Below are 23,555 nucleotides of genomic sequence, written 5' to 3' on the forward strand. Positions count from 1 at the left end.
GGAAGGGGGACGGTACTCATACCCTCAGGACAACTGGTTTCGAATGGCGTTGAGGATGCGCTTCTCCAAGCGCGACACCTGCACCTGCGAGATGCCCAGCACGCGCGCCACGTCCGCCTGGGTCTTGTCCTTGAAAAAGCGCAGGTAGACAATCAGCCGCTCGCGCTCCGGAAGCTTGCCCAACACCTCGTGCAACGCGATCTTGTCCAACCACTCCCCCTGCTCCTCATCCGCAATCTGATCCATGAGGTAGATGGGGTCGCCGTCGTTCTCGTATACCGTCTCGTGGATGGACGCCGGCGTGCGCAGCGCTTCTTGGGCGAACACGACTTCCGACGGCTCGATGCCGAGCTCCCGCGCGATCTCGGTGATGTGCGGCTGCCGTCCCAACCGCTTGGCCAACTCGTCCCGCACCCGGCGAATCTGTTTGGCGGTCTCCTTCAGGCTCCGGCTCACCTTCACCGTGCTGTCGTCCCTCAGGAACCGTTGGATCTCGCCGATGATCATCGGGACGGCGTAAGTGGAGAACTTGACGTCGTAGGAAAGATCGAATTTGTCAATCGCTTTGAGCAATCCGATGCACCCAATCTGAAACAGGTCGTCGGCCTCATACCCGCGGCCGAGAAACCGCTGCACGACCGCCCACACCAGCCGTTGGTTGCCGAGGACCAGTTGGTCCCTGGCTTCGCTGTCTCCGGCCTGGCTTCGGGCAATCAGGCCACGGGTCTCCTCGTCCGTGGGCTTGTGTCCCCGGTCATCCAGCCCCTTCGCGCGATCCATCGCGGGCCGCTCCATTCACTGGCAGTCTGGGTCGCGGCGGATGACCTTGCGCATGCGCACGCGGGTTCCGCGGCCGGGCGTGGAATCGATGACCAACTCGTCGACGAAGTTCTCCATGATAGTGATGCCCATCCCGGACCGCTCCAGCTCCGGCCGGGAGGTGTACAGGGGTTGGCGGGCCAACTCGATGTCCTCAATCCCGACGCCGTCGTCTTCCACCACCACTTCGACCACGCCCCCGTGGATAGCGCAAGAGACGCGGATCTCGCCGGGGCTGTCCTCATACCCGTGGATGATGGCATTCGTCACCGCTTCCGATACCGCGGTCTTCAATTCGGTGATTTGTTCCAGTGTCGGGTCCAACTCTGCGACAAAGGCCGCCACCGCCACCCGGGCAAGAGCTTCATTCTCGGAGCGGCTCGGAAATTGCAGGTGCATGTAGTTCTTCTGGAGCACAGCGTTGCCCAACGGCTTGTCCACGGTGAATCAACCCTCCTTCACGGCGCGGATGGCGCCGTCTTCCCGGTCGTACACCGGCAGGATCTTCAACAGACCGGACATTTCGAAGATGCGCCGGAGCGGCGCGGTGATCTCGCAGATGGCCATTCGCCCGCCGCGCTGGGAGAGGGTTCTGTACCGCCCGAGAATCAACCCCAGCCCGGAGCTGTCCATGAATTCGATCCCGCGGAACGACAACACCAATCCGCGATAATGCGTCTCCTCGAGCGCGGCCTCAATCTGGTCGCGTATCGATTCGACAGCATGGTGATCCAAGTCTCCCCGCAGGCGCACCACCAGAATGCCGTCCTTCACGTTCGTCTCGATGCTCATTCGCAACGCTCCTTTCGCCGGCAACCGGCAGAGCCGATCGTACGGTAGGAGTTTTCCGGTCCGGATCGGAAAATCCTGCAGGCAGACAAAACTCGTGCGGATCTGCCTTCCTTCGACAGACCGTCGGAGTTTCCGCAATTCCGAACCTGTAGTAGAATGCAACGTAGAATCCGCATTGAGAAGAACTGTCAGGAGGGTTGGCGATGGCTTCACTCGGGCAAAAACTGCGTGCTCTGCGCAAGGAGCGCCGCATGACACAACAGGAATTGTGTGCTGGTCTGGTCACCTCCAGCATGATCAGCCAAATCGAATCCGACCGAGTCGCCCCCTCGCCCCAGCTGTTGGAGGAGTTGGCACGACGGCTGGGTGTGCAACCGTCGTACTTCGCCGACGATTTCACACAACACACCGATCTCGCGCAGGCTTACCGGCGGGCGCGCAGTCTCTTGGAAACCCAGCGCTACGACGCCGCGCTTCCGCTCTTGTTGGAGGTCATCCGCCATCCGCATCATCTGGTGCGGGACGAAGTGCTCTACGGAGATTTGGCAGAGTGTTACGAGGCGCTCGAACGTTGGGACGAAGCCTGCGACGCGTACGAGCAGGTGGTGCGGATTTCCTTGGAGAAGGACGACGTACCCAGCGCCGTGCACGCCTATTATTCATTGGGGCATTTGTTCCGGAAACAAAACCGCCTGGCGATGGCGAGGATGTACTGGCAGCGCGCCGTGGAGCTGTTGAGCCGCCACCCGGGGCTCGAGATGCCGCTGGAAGTGAAGGTGCGGACCCATCTCGGGCGGACTCACTATCTCCTGGGAGAATACCCGGCCGCGCTCACGCACCTGGAGGCCGCCGCACGGCTGGCGGAAGTGCGCGGGCTCAGCCTGGACTTGGCCACCATCCGGCACACCATGGGGAACGTCCTGATGGAAACCGGACGCCACGAGGAGGCGCGGCAGGCGTTGGAGCATGCCATGGAGCTCTACGCCCGGACCCGCAACCAACGCGGATACAACCAGTGCTTGGTCAATCTCGGGGTGAACCTGCGGCTGGCGGGAGACATCCCTGGCGCACGAGCGCACTTCGACCGGTGTGTGGAGGACCATGAACTGCAGCGGGACAGTATCCGCCTTGCAAACGCATACAGCGAACGCGCCCTGTGCCGGCTGTTGAGCGGGGACTACACGGGGGCCGAGGAGGACGCGCGGATGGCGCTGGGGTTGGATCGGTACACCAAGTCCCTGCAGTTGAGCGCGCGGGCGACGTGCGCCGCCGCCTGTCTCGCCCTGGGCCGGCCCCAGGAAGCGCGGCAGGTCGCCGAACAGGCGTTGGCCGGGTGGGCGCCGGACGCCGACACGGCGCAGAAAGTCCAACTGCTCAACGTGATCCGCCGGGCGTACGCCGCGCTGGGCGACACGGTCCGGGCACGGGAGACGGCCCTCCAGCTGGCCGGCCAGCTGAAAGGCGCCTTCCCGCACCCTTTCCCGGCCCTGTGACGCACGGACGGGCGCTCACTTCACGCTCACTTCAGCGGAGCGGCACGTCCGCGAACGCGTTTGACGCTTCACGCACGGGCCAGGTTCAGCGTCCAAAGGTGACCATGCCGCGGACCGTGCGACCGAAGGTCTCCCACAGGCCCGCCCGGCGCGCACCGCTTCCGGCGACCAGGTGGCAAGACCCGACGACATCCTCACCGTCCACGACCTTCAGTTCCCCCACGACCTGTCGGGGTCGTACCGGTGCCTCAAGATCGTCAATCGCCATCTGGGTCTGCAAGGAAGGGTGTTCTCCCCGCCTGTGGATGACCCCGACGGTGTCGCTCGTCACCACCGGGATGGTCTCCGGCGTGCCGTGTAGGACGTGCACGGTGGCCACCTGCTGGCCCGCTTTGTACAGGACTTGAGACGTAAAGGTGCTGAACGACCAGTTCAACAGTTCGCTGACCTCCCGGTTGCGGACGGACGGTTTCGGCGCGCCCATGACCACGGCAATCACCCGGAACCCGTCCTTCTTCGCCGTGGCGGTCAGGCAGTATTTCGCTTCTGCCGTATATCCCGTCTTCAGCCCGTCCACGCCGGGATAAAACCGGACGAGCTTGTTGGTGTTGACCAGCCAGAACGGGTGTTCGGTGTCTTTGCGCAGATAGTCGCTGTAGACAGACGTGTACTTCGTGATCCACTCGTGCTTCAACAGTTCTCGCGACATGATGGCGATGTCATGGGCGGAACTGTAGTGATCCGGCTCGGGGAGCCCGTTGCAGTTCGCGAAATGCGTGTCGTCCATCCCCAATTCCCGGGCCCGGCGGTTCATCTGGCGCACGAACGCCTCCTCGCTGCCCGCCAGGTGTTCCGCCAGGGCGACACAGGCGTCGTTGGCCGAGGCGATGGCGATCCCTTTCACGAGATCCTCGACCTTCATGGTCTCCCCGGGCTCGAGGAAGATCTGGGAACCGCCCATGCTGGCCGCGTACTCGCTGGTCTTCACGGAATCTGTCAAGCGCAGCCGTCCACTGTCAATCGCTTCAGCCACCAACAAGAGGGTCATCACCTTGGTGATGCTCGCCATCGGCAACTTCTCATGCGCGTCCTTCTCGAACAACACCTTCCCCGTGGCGTAGTCCATCACCACCGCGGCTCTGGACTCATGCGCCAGGTCCGTCCCATCCTCCTGTGCATCCGGCTGCACCTCGCGCACCGGACGGATCTCCACGCTCGCCGCTGCAGCCGGTCCGTGCCCGGCCGCCGACAAGGTCCCGCCCACCGCTGCCGGGATGGATTGCGCTCCCGCCGTCCCCGACATCAGACAACACAACAAGGCCAACGCGCCAGCCGCCGGCCATCCGCGCCTTGCACCACGTCCCATCTGCTCAGCCCCTTTCGATGCACGTGTTCTCCGGCGGACCCGGGTTCCGCCGGTCTCCCTGGGCGTAGTGTGCGCGGCCCCCTCGGTTTCTATCAGACCGACTGGCCGTTGGCACGACGGATCACGCCTCCGCCGAACGTAAAAAAGCGGAATGCGCCTTCGCATTCCGCTGTCCTGGCATTTCGCTCTGCCCCCCGACAGACCCCCGAACCGGTTCGTCATGTGTGGACGTGCGGCCGACTGGCCGGCCGGCCGTCGTCGAAGTCCCGGAAACGGAAGGTCCCGCACTCCGTCCCCTTCGGCGTGCCGACGATATCGTTGCCGTTGGACCGAACCTCAATTTCGTCGGCCACGCAGTCGTGACGTTCGTTGAACACGCACTCCTCGACCACGCATCGGACACCCTTTGGCATCTGCCATCCCTCCCCCTCACAGGATGCCGCGGAGAGGGCGGACGTATGCGGACGCCGGGGACTAGACCCGCCTACACGGAAGGCGTCTCGTCCGCACCGAACACCTGCGCCAACACACTTCGCCCCACCGGGGGCGGGTCCACCTGGAAATACTCCGCCAGTGTCGCCCCCACATCGGCGAACGTCTCGCGGTCTCCCAGGGCCACGCCCCGGCGCATGCCCGGCGTCCACAACAGGAGCGGCACCCATTCGCGCGTGTGGTCGGTCCCTTCAGTCGTCGGATCGCAGCCGTGATCCGCCACGATGCACAACACCTCGCCCGGCCGCACCCGCTCCCGGATCTCCGGCAGACGGGCGTCAAAAGCCTCCACGGCCCGCGCAAATCCGACCGGGTCATTGCGGTGACCGTACAACATATCAAAATCCACCAGGTTCACGTACACGATGCCCTCGTCCTGGCGGTCGAGCTGCGCGATGAGCTTGTCGACGCCGTCCATGTTGTTCTCCGTGTGAATTGCCTCCGTAATGCCCGATCCGCCATAGATGTCGGCGATCTTTCCGATGCCGGTCACCGGGTATCCGCGGGCGGCCACCCGGTTGAGCACCGTCTCCCCGAACGTCAGTGAAAAGTCCTTCCGCCGGTGCGTCCGCTGGTACCGCCCCGGAGACCCTGTGAACGGACGCGCGATCACGCGGCCCACGGCGTGCGGCCCCGTGAGGATGGAGCGCGCGTAGCGGCACCAGTCGTACAGCACGTCGACCGGCACCACCTCCTCGTGGGCAGCGACCTGAAACACACTGTCGGCCGACGTGTAGACGATGGGCCGGCCGGTCCGCTGGTGTTCCGGGCCGTACTGCTCAATCACCTCGGTTCCCGACGCGGGGCGATTGCACAATGCGGGTTTTCCGACGTACCGTTCAAACGGCTCCATCACTTCGGGCGGGAAACCTTCCGGATACACCGGCAGCGGCTGGTCCAGCACCACCCCGACGAACTCCCAGTGGCCGTTGGTGGTGTCCTTCCCCCAGGACTTTTCCCGCATTCGCCCGTACGCGCCGACAGACGTTTCACACGGTACGCCCGGGATGGCAGAGATGCAGCCCAGGCCCATCGCCGCCAAGTGGGGGGCCCGCAATCCTCCGACGGCCTCTGCGATGTGGCGCAGCGTGTGGCTGTGCGCGTCGCCCGGACCGTAACGATGCGCGTCCGGCGCCGCCCCGATGCCGACGCTGTCCAGCACAATCCAGATCCACCGTTTCTTCTCCATGCCCTCGCCTCCCGCAATACAAAGGGGGCGCCGGTGCGCCCCATCCCCGATCATTGTGTCCTTCCGGTCCTCGCGTCCATCCCCCGCCAGGCGTCACTTCACGCGGGGATGGGCGCTCAGGTACACCTCTTTCAGGCGTGTGCGCGTCACGTGCGTGTAGATCTGCGTCGTCGAGATGTCGGCGTGCCCCAGCATCTCCTGGACCGCGCGCAGATCGGCGCCGCGCTCCAGCAGGTGCGTGGCGAACGAATGGCGCAGCGTGTGCGGCGTGATGTCTTTCAGGATGTTGGCAGAACGGGAGTATTTTTTTAATAATTTCCAGAAACCTTGGCGTGACATCGGCTGTCCGTGATGATTGAGAAAGAGTTCCGGCGGATCGCCGTCCTTCACCAACTGCCCGCGGCCGAACTGCAGATAATGCAGGAGCGCCCTGCGGGCGATGTCGCCCACCGGGATGATCCGCTCCTTCGACCCCTTGCCGATACAGCGGATGAACCCGGCGCTGAGGTTGACGTCCGACACGCGGATGGACACCAGTTCACTCACCCGGATGCCGGTGGCATACAGCAGTTCGAGCATCGCCTTGTCTCGGGCACCGCTCGGAGTCGCCACGTCCGGCGCGTCCAACAGGCGTTCCACCTCGTGCACCGTCAGAACCTTTGGCAGACGTTTCTCCACCTTGGGCGAATCGATGTGCACGGTGGGGTCCTGGGACAGTTGACCCTCCCGCAGCAAGAAATGATAGAACGAGCGCAGACTCGCCAGATTGCGCGAAACGGTTGTCGCGGCCCGGCCCTGCGCCCGGAGATGCGCGAGGTATCCCGCGATGTGCGGCTGCCGGGCGCATTCGGGCGTGACCTGCCACGTGTCCTGCAGGTAGAGGCAGAACGCCTTCAGGTCCCGTTGATACGATTCTCGTGTGTTGGCGGACAGCCCTCTTTCCACTGCCAGGTAATCCGCAAACCGGGGAATCCACTCATTCATGTGCAAAAATCTCCTTTGACTCACCTGCGTGCCTATTCCCTATTCCACATCGTGAGCCAAAGTCCTGCCCGGGCCCCCTGGGGCCGTCAGCGCAACCCGTCTTCCCGCCACCGGAAGAGGACCGCCTGCCCGAACGCCCGTGCCGCCGCGCGCATGCCCCCCAGGTTCCCTTGGCTGACCGAGGCGTAGGGGGCGTGCGGGAGTGCGTACGGATCGCGCGCAGGAACCCGCCCCGCCGCCTGCTGCAGCGTGTACACGCTGAGGGCGATGACCAACCCGCTCAAAAGCCATCCGACCAGGCGCCACAATTTTCCCGCCACCATGGGTTCCTCCCTCATCCACGCAGGGAATCAGCCTCGCCGCATCAGCGCCATCAAGGCGTCGAGGGAATCGGGTTGAACCGGATCGTCCAACGCCGCGATGTTCACCGATTCGTGACCGCACCGTTCACACCGGTGGACAATCTGATAGCCCTTCTTGCTGTGGTAGGTCACGCGCACCGGTGCCATCAGGCCACCGCAGTCCGCCGCCCGGTCACCGGGGAACACGTCCAAATGCAGCGAATACAGACAGAACGGACAATGGTTTCGGCAGGTGCGCGCTGCCGCCGGCACCTCGGCGCCGCAGTGGGCGCAGGTGAACGACTCGTTGCGGTGGGTGAACCGCTTCAAAGCCACGCCTCCTCGCCAGTCGAAAATCACGCTTGCCTCATGGGGTGAACGCCGCGGTCAAGAGAGTCGGCGCCACGTACGCCTGCACGGACGCCCCCGCCATGAGGCCGCCGAGACAGACCAGGAACCAGGCGCTGTACTGCAGGAGCGCCATGGGAAGCCGCGGGCGCGTGTGCACTTGGCGCAGGATGTCCGCCGAGAAGCGCAGCGCCGCCACCGCCGCCCCCAACAGCGCCGTCATGGAGAGCAGCTGATGCAAGAACACGGCGACGGCGGCGACGACCAGGCCGCGCCAGCCGAATTGCAGGACGGTGAAGCCCACGGCAAAACCGACGCCGAACGCGCGCAGAAACAGGGCGATGACGATGAACGGCAGCCCAATGACCGACACCCCGAACAACCACAACAGGGCGAGGAGCTGCGCGTCCCCCATCATGCGCTGCCACCACAGGGTGTGCGCCGGGGCGAGCTGATGCTGGCCGACGGCCGTCAGCAGCTCCTGGACCGAACGCGCCAGCACGGCGGTATCCGCTGCATTGAGCTGCCCGGCGGTCAGGCCCCCGAACACCAGCCCACACAGGACCACCGCGGTCAAGAACGTCCAGGCGCGCCAAAACGGCCGGCCGCGCGCGCACAACCACCGCCAGCCGTCCGCCGCGCGCCCGGCCCATGGGATGCCCGCCGCTGGGATGGGGATCACGGGACACGTCACTCCTCCCTGTCCAACCTATCCCCATCCCTATGCGGCCCGTCCCGTATTCATGCGCTTACGCCAACACCTTCCCGTACACGCCGCCGCCGCCCGTGCGCACCGGGAGGCGGCCCGAACGGGCGTCGTCGATCCGCCGGGCCAGCACCTCCCCGACCACCTCCGCCAGGGCCTCCACGGGCGCCTCGTGCAGGATGGCCATCTCCGTCCCAAATGCGGAAAACAGGCGTTCCCGCGACTTGGGACCGAGTCCGGGGACGAACTCCAGGGGAATCTGGTGGACGTAAGGCGGCCGGTGGACGGGGTGGACCGGTGTCTCCCGATCCCGAACCTCGAGCAGCCGGTCGAACACGCCCACGGTTCGTCGTCGTCCGCCGCATGGACACACCCCCTGCCCGTCCGGCCATGGCCGTCCGCAGGCAGCGCACGCGGTCCGGTGGTACTTGCCGAGGGCCGGCGTCAACCCGTAGTTCGCCGCCACGCCCCGCCCGTCCCGTCGTTCCAGGGCCCGCCTCACCTCGGCAAAGCAGGCCTGGGCCATGTGGAGCGCATTGTACTCGCGGGCGATGCGCTGCACCGAGTGCGCATCCGAATTGGAGAGAAAGGTGACGTCCTCAAGTTCACTGAGGCAATCCGCCATGTCGGTGTCCGCCGACAGGCCCAGCTCCAGCGCCGCGACGCCGGCGGGATCGACCATGTCCGCCATGTGCGCGACGCAGTTCCCGTACATTCCCTTGTGCGGCGTGAATGCGTGATGGATGACAAACAGGCCACCGCGGTCCAGCACCTCGCGCTCGAGCCGGACCGCATCCACGCTCGCGCGCTGGGAAGAGAGCCCCGGGTTCGTCTGCACGGTCGCAAGCCAGTCATGAAAGTCCCGCGCCGCCGCAAGGTCTCCGAACCACGCCCCGAAGTGCGCCGCGCCACCCGTCGGGCCCGCCACCTCCACCTCGGCCCCGAGCAGGATGACGAGGCCCTGCTCCGTCGCCAGGCCGCCGCCCGGTACCGGCTGCAGCCGCCCGTCGCGCACGCATGCCTCCAGCTCGGCCAGCACCGGGGTGCATACGGCGTCGATCACGGTGATCAGATGGAGTCCCTTGCGCCGCCTGGCGTGATCCAGGACGGCATCGAGGGTGAGCGAAGGCGCGGCCGCCATCTTCACCGGCCGTCCCATCGCCCGCCCGATGTGGATGTGAAAGTCGCAGAAGTAGCGGTTCACCGCTTCGCCGCTCCTGGCTGCCCGAGCCACCACAGGAAGGCGACGAGGGTCTTGGCGTCCCGCAGGCGCCCCTCCGCCACCCACGCGCTCGCCTCGTCTTTCGTCACCGGACGCAGCCGCACGAACTCATCCGCATCCGGATGGGCGTCGCCCCGGGTGAGTTCCGTGGCGTAAAACAGGTGGACCTGTTCGTCCGCGAACCCCGGGCTCGTGAAGAAGGACGCAATCTGCGTGAGCGTTTCGGCCGTGTACCCGGTCTCTTCGGCCAGCTCCCGCATGGCGCACGCCGCCGGCGCCTCCCCCGGCTCCAGTTTTCCCGCCGGGATCTCCAACAGCGTCTCCCCGGTCGCCGTCCGATACTGTTCCACGCACAGCACCACCCCCGGTTCCGGCTCCGCAAGGATGGCGACCGCCCCCGGATGCAGCACCACCTCGCGGCCCGCCTCCCGCCCGTCGGGCAGCCGCACCCGCCACGTCTCCAACTGGATCATCCGGCCGCTGAACACGCGCGTCCGTTCCAGGACCCGCTCCTGCAAAGAATTGTCCATGTTTCCACCTTCTCCGAAGTGCGTCATGAGGGATCGTTCGCAGGGCCGGCCGAATCCGGTGTGACTTCGTGGACGAAGGCGGCAACCGCTCGGGCGGCTGCCGCCACGTCCGCGATCCGGATGTGTTCTCCCGGCCTGTGGCTGTCCACGCAGCCGATTCCGATGTTCACCGTGGGGATGCCGAGATGGCACAGCACATCAGCGTCGCTCGCGCCGTCGGCCGCAACGCGCGTGGGGCGGACCCCGGCCGCTCGCAGCGCCGCCTCCGCCCGCACCACCGCCGGGTGATCCTCCGGCAGCGCGAATCCGTGCGACAGCCAGGACACCGAGGCCGTCCACCGAAAATCGAGCGCCCGCGCGGCCGCTTCAAGCGGGCCGAACGCTTCCATCCACGCGCGAACCGCATCCCTCCGGAAGGCGGCGCTCACCTCACCGCGCAGCACCAGCCCGCCCGTCCCCGCCTCCGCATCCGGCGAAATGGCGGTGACGCGCACGCGGAGGCCCTGCCCAGCAGTCGCGCCGGTGACGCGCGATGCCGCCGCCATGGCGACACGGCGCAGGGCCGGCGCGTCAGACGACTCCCCGCGCGGACGAAACGACACCCGCCAGCGGGCCAATGCCGGGCCTTGGGTGACGACCGTCCCGAGGGGCCCGTCACCGTCCAGCGCGAGCCCCACCTCCGCCCGAATGGCGTCCCGCCGCAGGTGCCGCGAACCCAACAGGCCGCGCTCCTCGGCCACCGTCAGGACCACCCACAGATCGCCGTGCGGGTTGCCGCCGCGCACCGCACCGGCGATTCCGAAGAGGATGGCCGTCACCCCCGCCTTGTCGTCGGCGCCGAGCGGGCGCGGCAGGCGATTGCGGATGACGCCCTCGGCGTCGACGTAGGGCTGTGCCCCGGCGCAGTCTTCCACCGTGTCCAGATGCCCCGACAACAGCACGGCGGGCCGGTCCGGAACACCCCGCCGCACCGCCATCAGGTTGCCGCACGCCCCGCCGATGCGCGCCCCGGCGCCGTCGTCCCACACGTCGAAGCCGAGCCCCCGCAGGAACTCGGCGCACCGGCGCCAGACTGCGGCCTCCCGGAGCGGCGGGCTGTCCAGGCGAAGCAGGTCCAGGAGCCATTCCGCGAGCGCCCGCTCGTCGATGACCGCGTCCGACTTCACAGCGGGATGTTCCCGTGCTTCTTCGCCGGCCGCGTCTCGTGCTTGTCCGCCAACACGCGCAGCGCCTCGTACAGCTTGATGCGCGTCTCCCGCGGATCAATCACGTCGTCCACCATCCCTGCTCCGGCCGCCACATACGGGTTGGCGAAGCGCTCCCGGTACTCCTGGATGCGCCGCTGGCGCGTGGCATCCGGATCCGCGCTCTGCGCAATCTCCTTCGCGTAGATGATGTTCGCCGCCCCCTCCGGGCCCATCACCGCGATCTCCGCACCCGGCCACGCGTACACCAGGTCCGCCCCGATGGCCTTGCTGTTCATGGCCACGTACGCCCCGCCGTACGCCTTGCGCAGGATCACCGTCACCTTCGGCACCGTCGCCTCCGAATACGCGTACAGCACCTTCGCGCCGTGCCGGATGATACCCCCGTGCTCCTGCTTGACGCCGGGGATGAATCCGGTGACGTCGACGAACGTCACCAGCGGGATGTTGAACGAGTCGCAGAAGCGGATGAAACGGGCAATCTTGTCCGACGAGTCGATGTCGAGCCCGCCCGCCATGAATTTCGGCTGGTTCGCGATCACGCCGGTGACGTACCCGCCGATGCGCCCGAACCCGACCACCGCGTTGCGCGCGAACGCCGGCTGCACCTCGAGGAAATCCCCGTCGTCCAACACGCGGCGGATCACGTCCTTGACATCGTACACGCGCGTGCCGTCCTCCGGCACCAGTTCGAGCAGAGCGTCGTCCGGCGCCCACGTGAATGGGGTCTCGCGGTGCGGCGGGCGCTCCTTGCAGGACGAGGGCAGGAAGCTGAGCAGCCGCCGCACCTGAGAAAGGGCCTCCTCCTCGCTCGCCGCCGTGAAGTGGGCGACCCCGCTGACGCCCTCCTGGACCCGCGCCCCGCCCAGGTCCTCGCTCGAGATCTTCTCGCCCGTCACGGTCTCAATCACCTTGGGGCCGGTGATGAACATCTGGCTGGTGCCTTCCACCATGAAGATGAAATCCGTGATGGCCGGGGAGTACACGGCGCCTCCGGCGCACGGGCCCATGATCACGGAGATCTGCGGGATCACGCCCGAATAGACGGCGTTTCGGTAGAAGATGTGGCCGTAGCCGTCGAGGGACACGACGCCCTCCTGGATGCGGGCCCCGCCCGAATCGTTGAGGCCGATGACCGGCGCCCCGGTCTTGGCCGCGAGGTCCATGACGCGGACGATCTTCTGAGCGTGCACCTCGCCGAGGGCGCCGCCGTAGACGGTGAAGTCCTGCGCGAACACGTACACCGTCCGGCCGTCAATCTCTCCCCAGCCGGTGACGACCCCCTCGCCGGGGGCGTCCACCGGCTCCCCGTCGTAGTGGACGCGCGTGGCCGAGAACAGGTTCAGCTCCCGGAACGTCCCCTCGTCGAGCAATTTTTCAATCCGCTCGCGCGCGGTCAGCTTCCCCTTCTCGTGCTGCTGCAGAATGCGCCGGTCGCCGCCGCCCAACTCCGCGCGGCGCCGGCGGTCCTGCAGTTCGTACACCTTGTCCTCCGTCATTCCGCGGCCTCCCCCGTGCGCTGGCAGTACTCCGTCAACACGCCGTGGGCCTCCTTCGGATGGATGAACGCGATCCGCTTGCCCAACCCGCCCGGTCGCGGCCGCTCGTCGATCAGCCTCACGCCCGCCTCCTTCAGGGCTTCCAGCGCCCGGTCGATGTCGTCCACGCGGTACGCCACGTGGTGCAGACCTGGACCGCGCTTGTCGAGAAATTGTGCAATCGGGCTGTCTGGGGACGTCGGCTCGAGCAGCTCCAGATGGAGATCCCCGGCGCGGACGAACACCGCGCGCACCTTCTGATCCGGGATGATCTCGTCGTGATCGACGGTCAGGCCGAGGTGCCGGGTGTAAAACGGCAGCGCCTCAGCGATGCTGCGCACCGCGATGCCGATGTGATCCACCTGCTTCGCCACCGGCTCCACTGGCGGCACGTCCGCCAGGTCGCGGAGCCTGACGTGCGACCGGATGAACGACGCCACGTCCTCAATCCGGGTTCCCGGCGTGAACACCATCGCAATCCCCGCGGCCTGCAGGGCCGGGATATCCGCCTCCGGGATGACGCCGCCGCCGATGACGAGGATATCGTCCGCCTGGCGCTCCCGGAGCACCCGCACCACCTCCGGAAACAGCTCCATGTGCGCCCCCGAGAGGCTGGACAGCCCGATGCAGGAGACGTCCTCCTGGATGGCCGTGTCGACAATCTGCTCCGGCGTCTGGCGCAGCCCGGTGTAGATGACCTCCATGCCCTGATCCCGCAACCCCTGGGCGATGACGAGCGCCCCGCGGTCGTGGCCATCCAAGCCCGGTTTGGCGATCAACACGCGTATCTGCTGCATTGTTCTGCCCCCATCTGTCTCAGATCCCGCCTCAGAACACCGCCGGGCGGTACTCGCCGAACACCTGGCGCAGGGTGTCGCAGATCTCGCCCAAGGTGGCGTACACCCGCACCGCCTGGATGATCTTCGGCATCAGGTTGGCCGTCCCCTCGGCCGCCGCCCGGAGGTCGGCCAAAGCCTCCCGGACGGGTTCCTGCGCGCGTTCCGCCCGCAGCTTCGCCAGGCGCTCCGCCTGGACGCGGCCGATGTTCGGGTCGACGCGCAGGAGCTCCGGCTGGCGCTCCTGTTCCACGGTGAACCGGTTGACGCCGACCACCACCTGGTCGCCGCGCTCAATCGCCATCTGCGTGTCGTAGGCGGCGCGCCGGATCTCCTGCTGGATGTAGCCCTGCTCGATCGCCGCCACGGCGCCGCCCAACTGATCGATGTAATTGATGTACTTCCACGCCGCCTCCTCGATGGCGTCGGTCAGCGCCTCCACGTAGTAGCTGCCACCGAGCGGATCCACGGTATCCGTGAGACCGCTTTCGTACGCGAGAATCTGCTGCGTGCGCAGCGCGAGCCGGGCGGACTCCTCGGTCGGCAGCGCCAACGCCTCGTCGCGGGCATTGGTGTGCAGGCTCTGGGTGCCGCCGAGGATGGCCGCCATCGCCTGAACGGTGACCCGCACGACGTTGTTGTCCGGCTGCTGCGCCGTCAGGGTGCTGCCGGCCGTCTGCGTGTGGAACCGCAGTTGTTGGGCGCGCGGCGACTTCGCGCCGAAGCGGTCCCGCATGATCTTCGCCCACATCCGCCGGGCGGCGCGGAACTTCGCAATCTCCTCGAAGAAATCGTTGTGGGCGTTGAAGAAGAACGACAACCTCGGTGCGAATTCGTCCACCTCGAGGCCCTTGTCAATCGCCGCCTGGACGTAGGCAATGGCGTTCGAGAGGGTGAACGCCACCTCCTGCACCGCCGTCGAGCCCGCCTCCCGAATGTGGTACCCGCTGATGGAGATGGTGTTCCAGTGCGGAACCTCCTTCGAGCAGAACTCGAAGATGTCGGTAATGAGCCGCATCGACGGCTTGGGCGGGAAGATGTAGGTGCCGCGCGCGGCGTATTCCTTGAGGATGTCGTTTTGGATGGTGCCGGACACCTTGTCCCACGGCACGCCCTGCTGCTCCGCCACCACCAGGTACATGGCCAGGAGGATGGACGCAGGAGCGTTGATGGTCATCGACGTCGACACCCGGTCCAACGGGATGCCCTGTAACAGCGTCTGCATGTCGGCGAGCGACGAGATGGACACCCCGACCTTGCCGACCTCCCCGCGGGCCATCGGGTGGTCCGCGTCGTAACCGATCTGCGTCGGGAGGTCGAACGCCGTGCTCAATCCCGTCTGGCCTTGCTCCAACAGATAGCGGAAGCGCTGGTTCGTCTGCTCCGCCGAACCAAAACCGGCATACTGGCGCATGGTCCAGTGGCGGCCCCGGTACATCGTCGGCTGGATGCCCCGCGTGTACGGGTACTCACCCGGAAAGCCGAGCTTCTCGAGGTACTCCTCCTCCGTCTGCACCCCGTCGCGGGGGGTGTACAACCGCTGGATGGGAATGTCCGATCCGTTGACAAAGCGTTCCTTGCGCTCCGGACGCTGCTCCAGGGAGCGCTCCACCCGCTCCTGCCAAGCCCGTGTCCGTTCGTCCAAATTCGCCATGCACACGCCCCCTTCTGTCGGTCCGCACTCCAATCAATGGCGATTCCGCCCGACGACACCGCCCAAGATCCAGATGACGCCCATGATCACCACCGCCGCCGCGGCCATGATGGCCGCCGTCACCGCCAGGGACATCGCACCGATCACCTCGCTTCCGCGGCTTCGTCCGCGGCGACATCCACGTCCGCGCCGTCCTCGAGGAACACCGCGTTAAAGGCCGCCCGCAGCCTGGCTTCCCATTCGGAAAAGGGCTGCTCCCGGCCGAGCAGGCGCTGCACGGAGGTCACCCCGCGGTCGGCGATGCCGCACGGGACAATCAGATTGAAATGGGCCAAGTTGGTATTGACGTTCAGCGCCAGCCCGTGATACGTGACGAACTCGCCGCTCGTCCGGCGCCGGGCCCGCACGCCGATGGCGCACACCTTATCGCGCCCCACCCAGACGCCCGGGTACTCCTTGACGCGGTCTCCCGTGATGCCCACCTCCGCCAGGGCCCGGATCACCACCTCTTCCAGCATTCGCACGTAGCGGCCGATGTCGTTGCCCCACGGCGCCAAATGGAGCACCGGGTAGAGCACCCACTGGCCCGGACCGTGGTAGGTGACATCCCCGCCCCGGTCGACCTCGCGGACCTCGACGCCCATGTCGCGCAGACGTTCCCGGCCGGCGAGGATGTGATCGAACGTGCCGCTGCGGCCCACCGTGATGGTGGGCGGGTGTTCGACCGCGAACACCGTTTGGGCCTCGTCCTCCCCCTGCAACAACCGCTCGGCCTGGCGCGTCTGAATGGCCAGGGCCTCGTCGTAGTCCATACGCCCCAAGCTGACCCAACGCACCGATCTTTCGTGACTCACCGTGTTCCCTCCTGCACCCGCTCATCCTGTGCCTCCGCGAGGTGCCGCGCCCGCTCCTCGGGCGCCAGCGCCTGCAGCGGGACGCCGTCCGCGCGCAGGACCTGCTCGTGCGCATGATAAGAGCTGCGCACCAGAGGGCCGGACTCCACGTGGGCGAAGCCCCGCTTCAAGCCTTCGCCGCGCAGGCGCAAAAACTCCGTCGGCGTGTAGAACTTCTCGACCATCAGGTGCTGTTTCGTCGGCTGCAGGTATTGCCCGATGGTCAGGATGTCCACCTGGACCGCCCGCAGGTCGTCCATGGTCTCGAGGATCTCCTCAAAGGTCTCCCCGACGCCGACCATGATGCTCGATTTGGTCCGGATGTCCGGCCGCATCTCTTTGGCGCGCCGGAGGAGTTCCAGGGACCGGTCATACTTGGCCTTGGAACGGACCCGGTCGGACAGCCGCCGCACCGTCTCCACGTTGTGGTTGAGGATGTCGGGAGACGCATCCATGACCACGCGCAGGGCGTCCCAATTCCCCTGGAAGTCGGGGATCAGCACTTCGACCCCGCAATTGGGCACGCGCTCGCGGATGGCGCGGATGGTCGCGGCGAACACCGAGGCACCGCCGTCCTCCAGGTCGTCGCGAGCCACGCTCGTGACCACCACGTGCTGCAGCCCCATCGCCACCACCGCGTCCGCGACCCGCTTCGGCTCCAGCAGGTCGACATGACTGGGGCGGCCACTGGTGACGGCGCAGAAGCGGCACGCGCGGGTGCACACGTCGCCCAGGATCATGAACGTGGCCGTCCGGTGTTCCCAGCATTCGTAGATATTCGGACAGCGCGCCTCCTCGCACACCGTGTGCAGCGAGCGGCCGCGCATGATGTTCTTCAAATCTTTGAAGTTCGGGCCCGTGCGGATTTGGACCTTCAGCCAATCCGGCCGGTTCTTCGCCTGTTCCCGGATGGCCGCCTCCTTCAGGCGTTGTTTCTCGAGCAGCTTGGGGTTCACGCCGTTCACCTTCCTCGTGCCGTGTCGCCACCCCATCCGCAAGTTGGGGTGGACCGGCCTGGTAACACCCCTTAGTGTAGACCATCTCCCGGCCAAAGCAAAGCAGCCCCGGAGTGTTCGAGCACCCCGGGGCGCCGGAGGGACCGGGTGATGTGCGCGCCGGTCCTCGTCTCAGTACAGAGCGGTGTCCTCCCCGTAGGACTGCACCCGCTCTTTGATGGCACGAAGGAACTGCCCCGCCACCCAGCCGTCCAGCACGCGGTGATCGAGCGACAGGCAGAGATTCACCATGCTCCGGATGGCAATCATGTCGTCGATGACGACCGGCCGCTTCACAATCGCCTCCACCGACAGGATGGCTGCCTGAGGCACGTTGAGGATCGGCTGGGACAGGACCGATCCGAACGCCCCCGTGTTGTTGACGGTGAACGTTCCTCCCTCCACATCCGCCAGGGTCAGCCGCCCGGCGCGGGCGCGAACCGCCAAATCGTGCACGGCATGGGCCAGTCCGGCGATGCTCAACCGATCCGCGTCGCGGATGACCGGAACCTGCAGCCCTTCGTCTGTCGCCACCGCGATGGAGACGTGGATGCGCCGGTGCACGTGGATGGCGTCGTCGATCCACGCCGCGTTGACCGTCGGGAACTGCTTCAACGCCTCCACCGCCGCCTTGATGAAGAAGGGCAGATAGGTCAGCGGCACGCCTTCCCGGCGCTCGAAATCGGCTTTCACCCGTTCACGCAGCGCGACCAAGCCGCTGGCGTCCACTTCCACCATGGTCCACGCATGCGGAGCCTCGTGCTTGGACGCCACCATCCGGCGGGCGATGATGCGGCGAACGGGGCTGGCGGGAATCACCTCCACGTCGTCCTGCGCCTGTATCCTCCTTGCGGCAGGACGTTCGGTTAAGGTCGCCGGTTCGGCAACGCGTTCGCCTTCCGCCGCGGCTTCACCGGCCCGGGCCTCGTGCATCCGGTCGATGTACGCGAGCACATCCTTGCGCGTGATCCGCCCGCCCTCTCCGGTGCCCGTGACCTTCTCCAGGTCAATCCCGTGTTCGCGGGCCAGGTGCAGGACAGCTGGCGAGTACCGGAGCCGCCCGGTGGGCGCGGTCCCGCCGGCCGAACCCCCCGCGCGGCCTTCCGCATCCGCCCGTCCGCGTTCCTCCCGAACGGTCTCCCGGTCGGGGGCTTCGCCGGTACGGCCCTCCCCGCCGGTGTCCGTCCCGTCCTCCGCGATGCGGCAGATGACGGTGCCCACGCCCACCGTCTCGCCTTCCGGCACCAAGATCTCCGCCAAGACGCCCGAGAAATCCGACGGAATCTCGGCGCGCACCTTGTCCGTGACCACCTCGGCCAAGGGTTCGTACTTCGCGACCGGCTCCCCGACGCGCTTCAACCACTTTTCAATCGTGCCTTCCGTCACGCTCTCGCCCAATTGAGGCATCTTCACGTCCGGCATGTGCAGCCACCTCCTCGTGCCCTGGCGGCACCTGCGTCAAAACCGGGCCATCGCCCGCATCGCTTCCGCCACCCCGTCCACGCTCAGCATGTACGCCTTTTCCAACGTCGGTGCATACCCCATCGCCGGCACCTCCGGACCGGCCAACCGGCGGATCGGCGCGTCCAAATCGAACAGGGCATGTTCCGCGATGAGCGCGGACACCTCGGCCCCCACGCCGCACACCTTGTTGTCCTCGTGGACAATCAACACCTTGCCGGTTCTGCGCGCCGCCTCCAGGATGGCCTCCTCGTCGAGCGGGCGGAGCGTGCGGAGATCGAGGATGTGCACCGACACGCCCTCCGCCGCCACCTGTTCCGCCGCCTCCAACGCCAGGTGCACGCCGAGCCCGTAGGTGATGACCGTCAGGTCGCTCCCCTCCCGCTGGACCTTTGCGTGCCCGATGGGAACCGGTTCTCCGGCTTCAGGCACCTCGCCGCGCACCGACCGGTACAGCTTCTTGTGTTCAAAGTACAGCACCGGATCCGGATCCCGGATGGCGGACCGCAGCAATCCCGCGGCGTCCGCCGGCGTCGCCGGCGCGACCACCTTCAACCCCGGCACGTGGGTGAACAGCGCCTCAACGCTCTGCGAGTGATACAGCGCCCCATGCACACCGCCGCCGTACGGGGCCCGCACGACAATCGGGCAGTGCCAGTCGTTGTTCGACCGGTACCGGATCTTGGCGGCCTCGGAGATGATCTGGTTGACCGCCGGCAGGATGAAATCGGCGAACTGGATTTCGGCCACGGGAATGAGCCCGGCGGCGCTGGCCCCGATGGCCACCCCGACGATGGCCGACTCCGTCAACGGCGTGTCGAGGACCCGGTACTCCCCGAACCGCTCCTGCAGCCCCTGCGTCACTCGGAACACGCCGCCGCGCACCCCGACATCCTCTCCCAGGATGAACACGCGCTCGTCCCGCGCCATCTCCTCGGCGAGGGCATCGTGGATCGCCTCGATGTACAGCTTAACGGCCATCCGCCCACCCCTCCTCGGCGTACACATACCGGGTGAGCGTCGCTGGATCGGCGTACGGCGCCCGTTCCGCGTACTCCGTCGCCTCGTCGATCTCCGCCCGGATCCGCTGCCGCAACTGTTCGTCCTCCGCCTCGTCGAGCAGCCCCGCGTCCATCAGGTAGGCCTTCATCCGCGCGATCCCGTCACCTCGGCGGGCCTCCTCGACCTCTTCCCGCGAGCGGTAGGTGCGGTCGTCGTCGTCGCTGGAATGGGGCGCCAACCGGTACGTCTTCGCCTCAATCAAGGTGGGTCCGCCCCCCGCGCGCGCCTTGTCGGCCGCCTGCTTCACCGCCCGGTACACCTCGAGCGCATCCATCCCGTCGACGATGACGCCCTCGAACCCGTACCCCGGGGCGCGATCCGCGACGTTGGCGCAGGCGAGCTGTTTTTGCTCCGGTACCGAGATGGCGTACCTGTTGTTCTCGCAGAAAAAGATCACCGGCAGCCGATGCACCCCGGCGAAGTTGAGCGCCTCGTGGAAATCCCCCTGGTTGCTCGTGCCCTCGCCGAAGGACACGTAGCAGACGGTGTTTTCGCCGCGCATCTTGGCCGCCAACGCCACGCCCACCGCGTGCGGGATCTGCGTCCCGACCGGGCTCGATCCGGTGAGGATTCGCAGCTTCCGATCCCCGTAGTGCCCCGGCATCTGGCGGCCGCCGCTGTTGGGATCCTCGGCTTTGGCGAACGCCGCCAACAGCTCCGTCCGGGCGGTGTGCCCCCAGATCAAAACCAGACACAGGTCACGGTAGTACGGGCACAGCCAATCCCGTTCCCGGTCCAGCGCGAATCCCGCACCGGCCTGTGCCGCCTCCTGCCCCTGACACGAGATCACGAACGGAATCTTCCCCGCGCGGTTGAGCAGCCACATGCGCTCGTCGAGCGCGCGGGTCAGCACCATGTAGCGGTACATCTCCAGCACCTTTTCATCCGTCAGGCCCAGCGCACGGTGCCTCAACGGTTCCGCCATCGTACAACCCCTCTCTCCGATTCCGGTGGTTCAGCCATGAATGGACCGTCCATCGATGGCCAGCGCCGCCTCTCCCAGGGCCTCCGACAAGGTGGGATGCGGGTGAATGGTGTGCGCCACTTCCCACGGCGTCGCGTTCAACACCCGGGCCAGGGCCGCCTCGGACACCAGGTCCGTCACCCGCGGCCCGACCATGTGCACCCCGAGCACGTCGTCCGTTTCCCGGTCCGCCACCACCTTCACGAAGCCGTCGGGCTCGCCGTATACCAGCGCCTTCCCGTTCGCGCGAAAGGAGAATTTGCCGCACGTGACGTCGCAGCCACGCGCTCGGGCCTCGGCTTCGGTCAGCCCCACGCTCGCCACCTCCGGGCGGCTGTAGGTGCAGCGGGGGATGAGGGTGTAGTCGACGGGCCGCGGAGCCCGGCCCGCCATCACCTCGACCGCGTGGATGCCTTCGTGCATCGCCACGTGCGCCAGTTGCACACCGCCGATGACGTCTCCGACGGCGAAGATGTTCGGTTCCTTGGTGCGGTAGTGTTCGTCGACCACAATCGCGCCCCGCTCCGTCCGCACCTCGGTTGCCTCGAGCCCGAGCCCGTCCGTGACCGGTTCTCGGCCGATGGCCACCAGCACCACCTCCGCGGACACCCGCTCCCGGGCGCCGCTGTCCGCCTGCACCACGTCGACCGAGAAACCGTCCCCGTCCAACGCGGCGGTGTCGGTCTCGACGCGCACGCGGGTGAGCACCCGCACCCGCCGCTTTTTCAAGAGGCGCGCCACCTCCCGGGAGATGTCCTCGTCTTCCTGCGGCAACACCCGTGGCAGCGCCTCCACCAGGGTGACCTGCACCCCGAAGTCGGCCATCATCGACGCCCACTCGACACCGATGGCGCCCGCGCCCACAATCAACATAGAGCCCGGCAGGCGCGGAAGTTCCAATGCGTGATCGCTCGAGAGGATCCGCTCGCCGTCGAACGGCAGCCCCGGCAACGCCTTCGCGCGGGAACCGGTGGCAATCAGGGTGAACCGCGGCGTGAGGATCTGCCGCTCCCCGCCGTGTTCCACCGCCACCGCCCCCGCTTGCGGGGAGAAGATGGACGGCCCCATCACGCGCCCGGTGCCGTGGAAGACGTCGATGCCGTGCTTTTTCATCAAATGCTGCACGCCTTGGTACAGTTGGTCCACCACGCGTTGCTTGCGCGCCATCGCCTGTTCGAGGTTCAGGCGAGGTTCGCCGGCGTCCACCCCGTATGCCGCAGCCTCGCGGGCCGTGGCGAGCACCTCCGCCGTACGCAACAGCGCCTTGCTCGGGATACACCCCCGGTGCAGGCAGGTGCCGCCCAGCTTGTCGCGCTCCACCACCGCCGCCTTCAACCCCAGCTGCGCAGCGCGGATGGCCGCCGCGTATCCCCCGATGCCGCCGCCAATAACCACCAGGTCGTAGTTCTCCTCAGCCACGCGCATCCCCCTTCCGGCTCAATGCGTCTCTTTCTCCCCGGATGAACGTGCTCCGCACCTGCCGCATCTGGGCGATGCGCGCCTCGGCCATGCGATCGGCCGCCCGGTGCGACGGAATGCCCTCCCGCTCGGCAAGGTCGTACAGGTTCAACAGGATGTCGTAGATCCGCTCCACCTTCTGGCGCGCCCGTTCCGGTTGGTAGCCCTCCAGTTCGTCCGCCACGTTGATGAGCCCCCCGGCGTTGATCACGTAGTCGGGCGCGTACAGGATGCCCCGCTCATGCAGCATGTCCCCGTGCCGATCCTCGGCCAATTGGTTGTTCGCCGAACCCGCGATGGCCTCGCAGCGCAGCCGCGGGATGGTCTCGTCGTTGAGCACGGCGCCGAGCGCGCACGGCGAGAAGATGTCGCAGGCCACCGAGAAAATCTCGGCCGGAGCCACCACCTGCGCCCCGAACTCCGCCTCTGCCCGCCGAAGCACGTCCGGATGGATGTCGGTGACGACCAACTTCGCGCCGTGCCGATGCAGCAGTTCGGCCAGCGCCCACCCGACGCTGCCGAGCCCCTGGATGGCCACCGTCCGCCCGGCCACGTCGTCGCTGCCGTACACCACCTTGGCGGTCGCCTGCAGGCCGCGAAACACGCCCAGCGCCGTCATCGGGCTCGGGTTCCCGCTCGATCCGTACGCCTGCGATACCCCGGTGACGTACTCGGTCTCGAGGTGGATGAGGTCCATGTCGTGGACGTTCGTCCCCACGTCCTCCGCAGTGATGTACCGGCCGCCGAGGCTCTGGATGTACCGGCCGAGCGCCCGGAACAGGGCCTCCGACTTGTCGGTCTTGGGATTGCCGATGATCACCGTCTTGCCGCCGCCCAGGTTCAATCCCGCGGCGGCCGCCTTGTACGTCATCCCGCGCGCCAGACGCAGCGCATCGACCAGCGCCTCCTCCTCAGAGGCGTACGTCCACATCCGGCAGCCGCCGAGCGCCGGGCCAAGCGTGGTGTCGTGGATGGCGATGATGGCCTTCAGGCCCGCCGCGCCATCGTGGCAGAACACCACCTGTTCATAATCGTGCCGCTCCAGGTACGAGAACAGCTCCATGTCGGGTTGCCTCCTCGGTGTACAAGCATACCATGAAGATCAGGAAATCCAAACCAACCCCACGGCACAGCCGCCTCCAGGATAAAGCAAACCGCGTGCCAACGCCAAACTGCCGGTGAAATGCCAGATTCGACCCGGCCGCAC

The 23,555-nt window shown here is 66.8% G+C and carries 24 protein-coding genes; 1 reads left to right on the top strand and 23 read right to left on the bottom strand.

Features of this window, described 5'->3' with window-relative positions; all coding sequences use genetic code 11:
* Positions 1 to 24: 24 nt before the first annotated feature.
* The 3 genes from sigF to spoIIAA are packed head-to-tail and all read right to left on the bottom strand — an operon-like array spanning position 25 to position 1,611.
* A complete protein-coding gene (gene sigF / locus BM357_RS13570; protein ID WP_074954622.1) occupies positions 25 to 780 on the bottom strand; it encodes an RNA polymerase sporulation sigma factor SigF in 756 nt (251 codons plus the stop codon).
* Between the two features lie 15 nt (positions 781 to 795).
* Positions 796 to 1,218 carry an anti-sigma F factor gene (gene spoIIAB, locus BM357_RS13575; protein WP_074954625.1) on the bottom strand — a complete coding sequence of 141 codons (423 nt, stop codon included), beginning with the start codon at positions 1,216 to 1,218 and terminating at the stop codon, positions 796 to 798.
* Between the two features lie 48 nt (positions 1,219 to 1,266).
* The gene (gene spoIIAA / locus BM357_RS13580; protein WP_074954486.1) at positions 1,267 to 1,611 is read right to left on the bottom strand and encodes an anti-sigma F factor antagonist; all 345 of its coding nucleotides are present in this window, start codon (positions 1,609 to 1,611) and stop codon (positions 1,267 to 1,269) included.
* 203 nt (positions 1,612 to 1,814) lie between these two features.
* On the opposite strand from spoIIAA, the gene BM357_RS13585 reads away from it, so the two are divergent.
* Positions 1,815 to 3,104, top strand: coding sequence for a tetratricopeptide repeat protein (locus BM357_RS13585; protein WP_074954489.1), 1,290 nt, complete (start codon positions 1,815 to 1,817; stop codon positions 3,102 to 3,104).
* An 85-nt stretch (positions 3,105 to 3,189) separates the two neighbouring features.
* Here the strand turns inward: BM357_RS13585 and BM357_RS13590 are convergent, their stop codons facing one another.
* The 20 genes from BM357_RS13590 to BM357_RS13685 form a co-directional block, all read right to left on the bottom strand.
* The gene (locus BM357_RS13590; protein WP_074954492.1) at positions 3,190 to 4,470 is read right to left on the bottom strand and encodes a D-alanyl-D-alanine carboxypeptidase family protein; all 1,281 of its coding nucleotides are present in this window, start codon (positions 4,468 to 4,470) and stop codon (positions 3,190 to 3,192) included.
* 218 nt (positions 4,471 to 4,688) lie between these two features.
* Positions 4,689 to 4,883, bottom strand: a complete 195-nt coding sequence (locus tag BM357_RS13595) for a DUF1540 domain-containing protein (RefSeq protein ID WP_074954495.1) — start codon at positions 4,881 to 4,883, stop codon at positions 4,689 to 4,691.
* 71 nt (positions 4,884 to 4,954) lie between these two features.
* Positions 4,955 to 6,151, bottom strand: a complete 1,197-nt coding sequence (locus tag BM357_RS13600) for a phosphopentomutase (protein ID WP_074954498.1) — start codon at positions 6,149 to 6,151, stop codon at positions 4,955 to 4,957.
* Between the two features lie 93 nt (positions 6,152 to 6,244).
* A complete protein-coding gene (xerD, locus tag BM357_RS13605) occupies positions 6,245 to 7,135 on the bottom strand; it encodes a site-specific tyrosine recombinase XerD (RefSeq protein WP_074954501.1) in 891 nt (296 codons plus the stop codon).
* Between the two features lie 86 nt (positions 7,136 to 7,221).
* Positions 7,222 to 7,455 (bottom strand): hypothetical protein, encoded by a 234-nt coding sequence (locus BM357_RS13610; RefSeq protein ID WP_139234726.1) that lies wholly within the window; start codon positions 7,453 to 7,455, stop codon positions 7,222 to 7,224.
* A gap of 30 nt (positions 7,456 to 7,485) precedes the next feature.
* Positions 7,486 to 7,812 (bottom strand): RNHCP domain-containing protein, encoded by a 327-nt coding sequence (locus tag BM357_RS13615; protein ID WP_139234727.1) that lies wholly within the window; start codon positions 7,810 to 7,812, stop codon positions 7,486 to 7,488.
* A gap of 31 nt (positions 7,813 to 7,843) precedes the next feature.
* Positions 7,844 to 8,506 (bottom strand): stage II sporulation protein M, encoded by a 663-nt coding sequence (gene spoIIM / locus BM357_RS13620; RefSeq protein WP_175511538.1) that lies wholly within the window; start codon positions 8,504 to 8,506, stop codon positions 7,844 to 7,846.
* A 67-nt stretch (positions 8,507 to 8,573) separates the two neighbouring features.
* Complete coding sequence (locus tag BM357_RS13625) at positions 8,574 to 9,734, bottom strand: endonuclease Q family protein (RefSeq protein ID WP_083430519.1); 1,161 nt, start codon at positions 9,732 to 9,734, stop codon at positions 8,574 to 8,576.
* Positions 9,731 to 10,282, bottom strand: coding sequence for an NUDIX hydrolase (locus BM357_RS13630; RefSeq protein WP_083430520.1), 552 nt, complete (start codon positions 10,280 to 10,282; stop codon positions 9,731 to 9,733). Before BM357_RS13630 ends, BM357_RS13625 begins: the two co-directional genes overlap by 4 nt.
* Before the next feature lie 23 nt (positions 10,283 to 10,305).
* A complete protein-coding gene (locus BM357_RS13635; protein ID WP_074954516.1) occupies positions 10,306 to 11,448 on the bottom strand; it encodes a M20/M25/M40 family metallo-hydrolase in 1,143 nt (380 codons plus the stop codon).
* Positions 11,445 to 12,986, bottom strand: coding sequence for an acyl-CoA carboxylase subunit beta (locus BM357_RS13640; RefSeq protein ID WP_074954519.1), 1,542 nt, complete (start codon positions 12,984 to 12,986; stop codon positions 11,445 to 11,447). The genes BM357_RS13635 and BM357_RS13640 overlap by 4 nt, the downstream gene beginning before the upstream one ends.
* A complete protein-coding gene (gene mce / locus BM357_RS13645) occupies positions 12,983 to 13,822 on the bottom strand; it encodes a methylmalonyl-CoA epimerase (RefSeq protein WP_074954522.1) in 840 nt (279 codons plus the stop codon). Before mce ends, BM357_RS13640 begins: the two co-directional genes overlap by 4 nt.
* Before the next feature lie 31 nt (positions 13,823 to 13,853).
* The gene (locus tag BM357_RS13650) at positions 13,854 to 15,515 is read right to left on the bottom strand and encodes an acyl-CoA mutase large subunit family protein (protein ID WP_074954525.1); all 1,662 of its coding nucleotides are present in this window, start codon (positions 15,513 to 15,515) and stop codon (positions 13,854 to 13,856) included.
* Between the two features lie 143 nt (positions 15,516 to 15,658).
* Positions 15,659 to 16,369 carry a lipoyl(octanoyl) transferase LipB gene (gene lipB, locus BM357_RS13655; RefSeq protein WP_245783997.1) on the bottom strand — a complete coding sequence of 237 codons (711 nt, stop codon included), beginning with the start codon at positions 16,367 to 16,369 and terminating at the stop codon, positions 15,659 to 15,661.
* The gene (gene lipA, locus BM357_RS13660; protein WP_074954634.1) at positions 16,366 to 17,352 is read right to left on the bottom strand and encodes a lipoyl synthase; all 987 of its coding nucleotides are present in this window, start codon (positions 17,350 to 17,352) and stop codon (positions 16,366 to 16,368) included. The genes lipB and lipA overlap by 4 nt, the downstream gene beginning before the upstream one ends.
* A 183-nt stretch (positions 17,353 to 17,535) precedes the next feature.
* Positions 17,536 to 18,825 (bottom strand): dihydrolipoamide acetyltransferase family protein, encoded by a 1,290-nt coding sequence (locus tag BM357_RS13665; RefSeq protein WP_074954528.1) that lies wholly within the window; start codon positions 18,823 to 18,825, stop codon positions 17,536 to 17,538.
* 36 nt (positions 18,826 to 18,861) lie between these two features.
* Positions 18,862 to 19,845 (bottom strand): alpha-ketoacid dehydrogenase subunit beta, encoded by a 984-nt coding sequence (locus BM357_RS13670; protein WP_074954531.1) that lies wholly within the window; start codon positions 19,843 to 19,845, stop codon positions 18,862 to 18,864.
* Complete coding sequence (locus BM357_RS13675; RefSeq protein ID WP_074954534.1) at positions 19,835 to 20,851, bottom strand: thiamine pyrophosphate-dependent dehydrogenase E1 component subunit alpha; 1,017 nt, start codon at positions 20,849 to 20,851, stop codon at positions 19,835 to 19,837. Before BM357_RS13675 ends, BM357_RS13670 begins: the two co-directional genes overlap by 11 nt.
* A 30-nt stretch (positions 20,852 to 20,881) precedes the next feature.
* The gene (gene lpdA / locus BM357_RS13680; protein ID WP_074954637.1) at positions 20,882 to 22,309 is read right to left on the bottom strand and encodes a dihydrolipoyl dehydrogenase; all 1,428 of its coding nucleotides are present in this window, start codon (positions 22,307 to 22,309) and stop codon (positions 20,882 to 20,884) included.
* Positions 22,302 to 23,411: a Glu/Leu/Phe/Val family dehydrogenase gene (locus BM357_RS13685; RefSeq protein ID WP_074954537.1), complete on the bottom strand. Its 1,110-nt coding sequence runs from the start codon at positions 23,409 to 23,411 to the stop codon at positions 22,302 to 22,304. Before BM357_RS13685 ends, lpdA begins: the two co-directional genes overlap by 8 nt.
* Between the last annotated feature and the right edge of the window lie 144 nt (positions 23,412 to 23,555).

This window comes from Paenalicyclobacillus macrosporangiidus (genome assembly GCF_900116805.1).
Classification (GTDB): Bacteria; Bacillota; Bacilli; order Alicyclobacillales; family Alicyclobacillaceae; genus Alicyclobacillus_H; species Alicyclobacillus_H macrosporangiidus.